Below are 7,631 nucleotides of genomic sequence, written 5' to 3' on the forward strand. Positions count from 1 at the left end.
TTAAATATTGACACATCCCATTTCTTCTTCTAAATAAAATTGAATATCCTGAATATCCTTTGTGAAATATTAAATTTTATGTTTCTTAAGTTGTAGGCCAACAAAGTATAAAAGTAAGGTTTTAAGATAGATATTGCCTTAAGAACTACTTAAGGTGTGCTTTAAATAATCTTAAATTAATAGTAGTTCCTTTATTTTCTTGACTGGCAATTGCAATTTCAATATTGAGCAAAGTACACAGTCTTTTTACAATTGAAAGACCTAAACCAGTCCCTTTAATTTCGGGATGGCTATTCGATTGGGATCGGTAAAATTGGTTAAAGATTTTGTCAATATCTTCGGCTGCAATCCCCATGCCCGTATCACTAATATGGCATTCAATTATGGAATCAACTTCTTTCAAAACTACTGTCAAGTTTCCGTATTGATTAGAATATTTTAAAGCGTTTGATATTAAATTATTTATTATAATCGAAAACAAATAACCATCAGTTTCGAAGTAATGTTCTGCCGAAAAATTGGTACTAATATTGATTTTCTTACTTTGAATGATTGCTGAAAATCGAGATATAGTATCTAAAAATAAGGCATTTAAATATACTTTTTCTGTTTTTAGCGTTTGTTTTTGATTTTCAAAACGAGCTAATAATAACAATTGATCCACTAAATTGTTTAAACGATTAACTTCATTTACACAAAAGGTTATTTTTTCTGCGTATTCAGCATGCTCTCTAGGTTTTCTAATTAGTACTTCAAGCGTACCTTTAATCACCGTTAAGGGAGTTCTCAATTCGTGCGATGCATCAGAGGTAAATTGTTTTTCACGTTCCACCGTGGTTTCAATACGATCTAATAAATGATTTATTGTTTGAGACAAAACGTACAATTCATCCTGCTGTGGAGGTAGCGCAATGCGCGAAGTAAGGTTGTCTTTTGTAATATCATTGGATGTATTTATAATTGAAGAAATGGGCTTTATAAAACGACCTGCAATAAAACGAGCCAGAAAAAAGAGTACAATTAAAATTATTGGATAGCTAATAATCAATACTTCAGATATATTATCGAGCACCATAGTAGCATCTTCAAGTGACATAGCAACGATCAGATAACCAATAACTTTAGATTTATTGTAAATGGGAACTTGCATTTGCCTGATGGCACTATTGGCTAGAACATCGTCATAAAGTACATTTGAAACATGCTTAGGATTAAAAGATAAAGTCTTATTTTTAAGATTTGGTGACTTTTCGATAAGTTTTCCATCTTGATCAATAAACTGAATAAAAACGGGATTCACATCAAGTATGTTGTGTTCACGTTCCTTCCACTCCTCTTTGTGAATCAAATGAAATGTATTGCCAACGATTTTAATTTCGGTTAAATGTTTGTCTACCTCGCTTTTGATATCCGTATTGACATGAATGTTCACACTAAATTTCACAATAGAATATATAATACAAAAAACTGCTACAATCAATAAAGCTGTGGTTACTATATAATTGAGAGCAATTCTATTTTTAAATGACAGTTGTTGCATTTTTATCTAATCATTAGCGATGTACCCTACTCCTCGCACGGTTTTTATATTGTCTTGTTCTATTTTTAAATTCAATTTTTTACGAATAGCATTCATAAAAACATCAATCACGCCTGTGTCGTATTCAAAATGAATGTCCCAAACATCTTCAATAATTTGTGTTCTGGTACAAACTTTACCTTTGTTTTTAATTAAGTAAGTCAAAAGCTCAAATTCGCGTTGTGTAAAAGCTACTTCAGTTTCATTCACCAAGACGCGATGTTTTGCAATATCAATTGTAACACTCCCAAGCGTAAGGTTTGTAGCTTCACCTTGATTCCTAAAGTGAACTTTGATACGTTCTAATAATTCATCAAAACTAAAAGGTTTTTTTATATAATCGTTGGCTCCTGCTTTTAATCCTTCAATTGTTTCTTGAACCGTATCTCTTGCAGTCAAAAAAATAATTGGGGTAGTATTGTTTTTTAAACGGATGGCTTTACAAAGTTCTAAACCTGTCATTTTTGGCAACATCCAATCAAGTAAAATAAGGTCAAAGTTTTCCTTTTGGATTTTTTCAAATGCAAGACTCCCATCAGCAGCGCTGCTTACGGTGTAGCCTTCTTCTTCTAATCCTTGTTGCAAAAACTGAACAATTCCTGCCTCATCCTCTACAATCAATACGTGCATTTCTATTTTTTTTGTGAAATTAAGCTTTATTACTCAGTGCATTTAAATGAAACCTTTGCAATGTCAGCAGGAAGCATATCAAACAGTATCTATGAATCAATGCTACCAAAAACGACAGATTTCAACCGTCTTAAGTGAAATAACTTAAAAAATACCTCCGTCCTTTGATGAAAAGGAATAGAAGTATGCTGTATTTTTCTGTTTATCTCGACTTTAAATTCTTTGTAAAATTATTCATTTTATGGATTGTTGTTTTCTCTGGTCGTTATTCTTAAGGTAATATTAATCTTATTACTAACATTAAGCAAATCTTAAAATAATAATACGTTAACAACAGTTACATTTACGCCAAAAATAAAATATGAAGCTTTTTAAGTTAACCACGCCTTTCAATTATTTATTATTGTTATTTGTCAGTATTAGTTTTATTGTTCGGTTCATTTTATTTTTTCATCCCATTACGCAAACTTCCTTTACTGCTTTCGAGACTTTTTCAGTATTCATTTTTGGATTCCTATCGGATGTTTTAATTTTTGTGCTCTTAAGTTTATTTTTATGGCTTTACCTTCTATTTATATCAAATGCTAAATACGATTCCCCATATGGATATGTAATTCTAGGGCTCTTTGTTGCACTTCTTTTTTACGTAGCTTTTGGCAATACTATTTTGAACGAATATGGTAGCGCGTTACCAAAAATTGCAATTGGTTTTCTTTCTATCAAAACAATCCTTTTTGGCCTTTTACTTTTTCTACCAAAATACCGAAATGCTATTCGGTTTTGGTTGTTTTCTTTTGTTATACTTTTATATGTTTTACTTATTTTACAAAATGGAATCAGTGAATACTTCTTCTGGAATGAATTTGGTGTACGTTACAATTTTATTGCAGTCAATTACTTAATTTATACTAATGAGGTAATAGGAAACATAATGGAATCCTATCCCGTAATTCCATTGTTTTCGGCTTTGTTTGCATTAGCGGGATTCATTACGTATTTCATTGTCCAAAAATCAAAAAACTATATTGAAAACATTCCTTGTTATATACAAAAAATTAAAATATCAGGAATCTATCTTTTACTTTTTGGTTTTGCATTGCTTGCTTTGCCTTATTTATCAACGAAAGAAAACTCGCGAAATGTATTTGCGAATGAGTTACAAGCCAACGGCATTTATAAATTCTATTTTGCTTTCGTGCACAGCGAATTGGACTATTTCAAATTTTATAAAACGATACCAGCTCAAGAAGCATTTTCTCAGTTAAAGCAACAAATTCCTAATATTATAGAGAATAGCTCTTTGCGAGACATCCAAAATGTAGCTGCTGAACAACATAAAAATGTAGTTTTAATCACTATTGAAAGTTACAGTGCCGAATTTATGAAAATGTATGGTAATCAAAATGCTATTACTCCCTTTTTAGATAGTTTGGCGACAAAAAGTTTGGTTTTCACCAATCTTTATGCAGCAGGAAATAGAACCGTTAGAGGTCTTGAAGCCGTAACCTTATGCCTTCCTCCTACTGCAGGCGAAAGCGTTGTGAAACATGAAGACAATAAAAATAAATTTTCAACAGGGAGCATTTTCAAGCAAAAGGGATATGCAGTTAAATTCATGTATGGAGGTGATGCTTTTTTTGACAATATGGAAGATTTTTTCACAGGCAATGGCTATGATATTGTTGATAAAAAAACATTTGAACCTAATGAAATTACATTTGCAAACATTTGGGGCGTTTGTGACGAAGATATGTATCAAAAGGCTATTAAAATAATGAATCAGGAAGCAAAAACAGGTCAGCCGTTTTTCAACCATATTATGACGGTAAGTAATCACAGGCCATTTACTTATCCGAATGGTAAAATTGACATTCCTGGCGATGCTAAATCTCGTGATGGCGGCGTGAAGTATACGGATTATGCAATGCGCAAATTTTTTGCAATGGCACAAAAACAACCATGGTTTAGCAACACCGTTTTTGTAATTCTAGCTGATCATTGCGCATCAAGTGCAGGAAAAACAGAATTACCGGTTGATAAATATCGTATTCCAGCCATGATTTACAGTCCTGGTTTTATTGCACCCGCTCAATACACTAACCTAATGTCACAAATAGATGTTATGCCTACGGTATTTGGTCTTCTCAATTTTGATTACCAAAGTAAATTTTATGGACAAGACGTCCTAAAAGCAGACTACAAGCCTAGAGCTTTGATTGCTACCTATCAAGATTTAGGGTTAATAAAAGATAATGTTTTAACCATTATTTCACCAAAACAGAGAGTTAAACAATTTGAGTTGCGTTTAAAAACAGATCAAAAAGTGGCTCCAATTTTTCAAATTTATTACGATCAACTTCCACTAAAAAAAGAAAGGGCTGATCTAGTGAAAGAAACAATTTCCTACTACCAATCGGCATCAGATATGCTTAAGAATAAAAAATACCAAAAAATAAATTAGCATAAAAAAAGCGGGTGAAACATTAGTCTCACCCGCTTTTTCTAAATAATACTATAGCTTTATTCTTTATCGCTTGTTAGTCCAAAAAGATTCCCTTTAGAGTATGTCTTCATGTCTTTTTTTAACAATTTGCTGTTTCTCTTAGTTAATTCAGGAGTATCTAAACCACTTAAATCAGGTTTTCCTGCATTTACCCAAGCCGTATACCAAAAACTTGCGGTAACAGTTATGGCTTTTCGCATTTGCTTTTCAACCATACCGTTCATATCTGCATGCAATTGTTTAGCATATTCATCGGAATATAGGGTTCCTCCGTATTTATTTTTTACAATTTCACCAGCAGCATCGGTAACAAATATTTTGTTTTCAGGTGTAGCGGTTCTTAATTTTTTATCAATAGCAAGTAAGGGCTCTACCAAACTGTGTGTGTCAAAAATTAAATCCCAAGTAGCTTTCTCCACATTTTCTAAATAAACACCTTGTGGAACGTTAAACTTGTAATCCTTTGCAAACAACTCTGGCAAACGACTTTCCCACAAAGAGTGAATTCCTTTTTGATTGGTGTTTTGACCATCATGATTGTCAGAAGTATGCAAAGGCATGTGACCATCTGCAATATAATGACCTAAATCACCCGCTATAAATAGTATTTCGTTTTTTCTTTTGTCCTTGAAAGCTTTAGTTAATTTCGCCATCAAATCTTGAATATGCCACGGCAAGATTCCATTTTTAGTTAAAAACTTTTCGTCATATTTTGCTTTAGCTTCTTCCATTGTTTTAGGAAAAGTTTCTACTGCACCATAATTTTCCATGTCAAAATAATGACGTGGTGGTTCCGCTTTATCATTGATTACATTTCTTCTCAAATCAGGAACGGTAGATTCTTGCGTGATGAAATCGATGTGATTGTAAAAAAAAGTCTGCAAAGGTTTTGGCAATGCCATAACAGCTGCTCTGTTGATACGTTCATGTCCTATTATCCCCCAAGAAACAAGAAAAAAGGTAATGCAAATTGCAGATAATGCAATAAATGTAGGCTTAACTCTAAAATTTTTCATTAAATTTATTTTTTTGAGCCACAAATATATTTCATTAAATCGTGATACGAAAAATTTAGCTTTAAGATTCTGTTAATTAAAAATGAAAACTTATAAATATGTTTAGACATCAAGGAAAAAACAGAACTTTTATTCACAATCTTCGCTTAGCCACTTTATTATCTTTTGTTGCTGGTATTGTAAATGTTACGGGAGTTTTATCGGTACAAACATTAACAACAAATATTACTGGACATTTTGCCTATTTTGCCGAAGAAATCATGAAGCGAGATTATGCAGCCGCAATACCCTTTTTTGTATTTACTGTCTTCTTTTTGTTTGGTGCTTTTACATCTAATTTTTTAGCAGAATTAATTTCGAGAAAACATCCTAATTTATCTCATGTGATTCCTATTGCACTAGAAATGATTGTTTTAATTAGTGTTGGGATTTTCGGAGTACAATCATCATTGTCTAGTTCAGAGGGAAAATGGATTGCTTTTGCGATGCTTTTTGCGATGGGAATACAAAACTCTTTGGTAACAAAAATTTCTCAATCTACCGTCCGTACAACCCATTTAACAGGACTTTTTACTGATTTAGGAATAGAACTGTCGCAATTGTTCTTTTATATAAAACCCGAAGAAAACAAAAAACTAAAAACCAATATTTACCTTCGATTATCGATTATTATTTTCTTTTTTATTGGTTGTATTTCGGGTGGTTTTCTTTTTAATTTATTGGAAATGAAAACACTTTTTGTCGCTGCAACCTTTTTGTTGTTTGCCCTTTTGTATGATTATATCCGAGTGCAATTTTATGTGATCAAACGAAAAACCTTTCGTCAAAAAGACTATTTTAAATAAATAATCGAAATCAAAGTTGCAATTGCAATGAATGTCCAAAGCAAAACACCTTGTGCAAGCGTTTTAAATCCTACTGATTTCAAGACATTTCTATTTAGTCCAGCACCAATCAGAAACAAAGTTATTGTTAAACCTATCTTAGAAGCCGAAACCAAATGTGGGCCTAAAATCTCCATTTCTGGCCAATAAGTATTGGCAATCATCGCCAAAATAAATAATCCAATAAAATAAGGGATTTTTATTTTACCTGATTTATTCTTAAAAATAAATGCCGTAATCAATGCTACAGGAATAATCCATAAGGCACGGGCTAATTTTACGGTTGTTGCTATTTGCAGGGCTTCGGTGCCAAATTTACTCGCTGCTCCAACCACAGAACTCGTGTCATGAATAGCAATGGCACACCATAGTCCGAACTCTCTTTGAGATAAATCCAACCAATGACCTACTGCCGGAAATAAAAACAGCGCTACCGAATTCAAAATAAATATGACTCCTAAAGCTACAGAGGTTTGTTTTTCATTCGATTTGATTACCGGAGCAATAGCTGCGATTGCACTTCCCCCACAAATGGCAGTTCCACAAGAAATCAAGTGAGAAGTTTTTGTATCTGTTTTAAACCATTTGCCAATAAAAGTTCCTAAAATTAAAGTACTCAAAATAGAACCAATTGTAAATAAAAAACCATCTTTTCCGGCAGCTAAAGCACTATTTACATTCATTCCAAAACCCAATCCAACAACTGATATTTGCAATAAAACATTCGTTGCCTTGTGATTGAGATGCAAATAAGGATGCCCAAAAAGATTGGCAACAAGCAAACCTAAAACTAAAGCAATGGGTGGAGTCACAAAAGAGGATGCACATAAAAAAAGCAAAACACCAAAAATAATTTGCTGTGATTTGGCGTTTACACTAAAAAAAATAAAAGATTCTTCTTGAATTGGTTTTTGATGCTTTTCCAATGTAATGTTGTTGAATTAGTACTCTACAAAGGTCATTAGAAAAATCTATTTAAGCCAATCGTAAATTATAATCCGTTATAACTTTAAGTTATA

The 7,631-nt window shown here is 32.5% G+C and carries 6 protein-coding genes; 2 read left to right on the forward strand and 4 right to left on the reverse strand.

Going from position 1 to position 7,631, the window contains the following annotated elements; all coding sequences use genetic code 11:
- Window positions 1-145: 145 nt before the first annotated feature.
- Both AC061C_RS14975 and AC061C_RS14980 read right to left on the reverse strand, forming a co-directional pair.
- The gene (locus AC061C_RS14975; RefSeq protein WP_478291837.1) at window positions 146-1,540 is read right to left on the reverse strand and encodes a sensor histidine kinase; all 1,395 of its coding nucleotides are present in this window, start codon (window positions 1,538-1,540) and stop codon (window positions 146-148) included.
- 6 nt (window positions 1,541-1,546) lie between these two features.
- Window positions 1,547-2,209 (reverse strand): response regulator transcription factor, encoded by a 663-nt coding sequence (locus AC061C_RS14980; protein WP_478291838.1) that lies wholly within the window; start codon window positions 2,207-2,209, stop codon window positions 1,547-1,549.
- Between the two features lie 361 nt (window positions 2,210-2,570).
- Between AC061C_RS14980 and AC061C_RS14985 the strand changes: the two genes are divergently transcribed.
- Window positions 2,571-4,670 (forward strand): LTA synthase family protein, encoded by a 2,100-nt coding sequence (locus AC061C_RS14985; protein ID WP_478291839.1) that lies wholly within the window; start codon window positions 2,571-2,573, stop codon window positions 4,668-4,670.
- A gap of 59 nt (window positions 4,671-4,729) precedes the next feature.
- On the opposite strand, the gene AC061C_RS14990 is transcribed toward AC061C_RS14985, so the two are convergent.
- Entirely contained in the window at window positions 4,730-5,728 is a 999-nt protein-coding gene (locus AC061C_RS14990) for a zinc dependent phospholipase C family protein (RefSeq protein WP_417969671.1), read from the reverse strand.
- Window positions 5,729-5,826: 98 nt separating this feature from the next.
- Between AC061C_RS14990 and AC061C_RS14995 the strand changes: the two genes are divergently transcribed.
- Window positions 5,827-6,573, forward strand: coding sequence for a YoaK family protein (locus tag AC061C_RS14995; protein WP_478291840.1), 747 nt, complete (start codon window positions 5,827-5,829; stop codon window positions 6,571-6,573).
- On the opposite strand, the gene AC061C_RS15000 is transcribed toward AC061C_RS14995, so the two are convergent.
- Window positions 6,561-7,499 carry a YeiH family protein gene (locus AC061C_RS15000; RefSeq protein ID WP_478291841.1) on the reverse strand — a complete coding sequence of 313 codons (939 nt, stop codon included), beginning with the start codon at window positions 7,497-7,499 and terminating at the stop codon, window positions 6,561-6,563. The two genes, AC061C_RS14995 and AC061C_RS15000, sit on opposite strands and share 13 nt — an antisense overlap.
- Between the last annotated feature and the right edge of the window lie 132 nt (window positions 7,500-7,631).

The organism is Flavobacterium sp. GNP010 (genome assembly GCF_056428945.1).